Source organism: Pseudomonas sp. GW821-FHT10B02 (assembly GCF_059415665.1).
On sequence record NZ_JBWKNR010000037.1, the window covers coordinates 1 to 1230 of the forward strand.

Annotated in this window: 2 protein-coding genes; both read right to left on the minus strand. The window is 56.1% G+C overall.

The window, feature by feature from the left end; genetic code table 11:
- Nucleotides 1–106 precede the first annotated feature (106 nt).
- A complete protein-coding gene (locus AC07OF_RS25810; RefSeq protein WP_495073684.1) occupies nucleotides 107–967 on the minus strand; it encodes an IS3 family transposase in 861 nt (286 codons plus the stop codon).
- A partial coding sequence (locus AC07OF_RS25815; protein ID WP_495073685.1) for a transposase occupies nucleotides 964–1230 on the minus strand: 267 nt, incomplete at its 5' end. The genes AC07OF_RS25810 and AC07OF_RS25815, both read right to left, overlap by 4 nt.

Consider the following 1230-nt stretch of genomic DNA (forward strand, 5'->3'; position numbering starts at 1 on the left):
GAAGGTGCCGGAGCGAAGGGACCCGGAGCGTAGCGTAGGGCCGGATGCAGGAGCGAGCGGTTTTGCTGGAACTGTCCCTTGGCAGCGGACGCCAAGAAGCTGGGTGTTAAGGCTTCTGCTTCAAGCCCTTTGCATAAGCATTCGGTGAACGATAGCCCAACGCCGAATGCAGCCGACTGCTGTTGTAGAAACCATGGATGTAGCTCGCGATTGCCCCATAAGCTAGCCTCTTGCTCTGATAGACCCCACTTGCTTCTTCCTTCTTAAGCGTAGCGAAAAAGCTTTCAGCGACGGCATTGTCCCAGCAGTTTCCTTTGCGGCTCATGCTCTGCGTAAAGCCTTTTTCGGCCAATGCTTGGCGAAATTTGCTGCTCGTATATTGGCGTCCCTGGTCGGAATGGAACACAACCCCAGAAGACCCCAAACTGGCGTTCCAAGCGTTGATAAATGCGCGCTCAACCAAATCATCCGGCATCCTGTCCGCCAAGCTGTAGCCCAGCACCTGGCGGGTCTGGATGCTTAAGACCACCGCCAGGTACAGCCAGCCTTCTCGAGTTGAAATGTAGGTGATGTCGCTCACCCAGGCTGGATTGGCGCTCTGTACCGAGAACTGACGGTCAAGCACATTGCTTGCGACAGGCTGGAAGTGGCGACTGTCCGTGGTCTGCGGCCTGAAGCGAGCCTTGGGCTTGCCATGAATCCCTTCCTCCTGCATCAGCCGCGTTACCCGCTTGTGGCCAACTCGATGAGGCATCTGGCGCAATGCTTCGACCAGCCGTGGCCGCCCGTAGGTGCTTCGACTGGCCGCATGGATCCTGCGCAGATCAATGCGAATCTGTTTGTCTGGATCCGGGCGAACCGGGCGGTTTAGGTAATCGTAAAATCCTGAAGCTGACACGCCCAACACCTGGCACAACAAACGTACCGGGAACTGAGCCCGCTCTTTAGCGACGAAGGCGTATCTCACCTGGACTCTTTGGCAAAGAATACCGCCGCCTTTTTTAGGATTTCACGCTCCATTTTGAGTTCAGCATTCTCGGCCCGTAATCGCGCCAGCTCGCTGCTCTCTTTGGTTACAGGTTGACGCTCTGGTGAACTCAACGGAAGACCTTTGCGTGACGCATCGACCCAGTTATCCAGCGTCTTAACAGACATCTCTAGCTGACGAGCGGCTTCGGTTCTGCCGACCGTTTCAGCCAGTGCAACAGCTTGGGCCTTGAATTCGTCGGT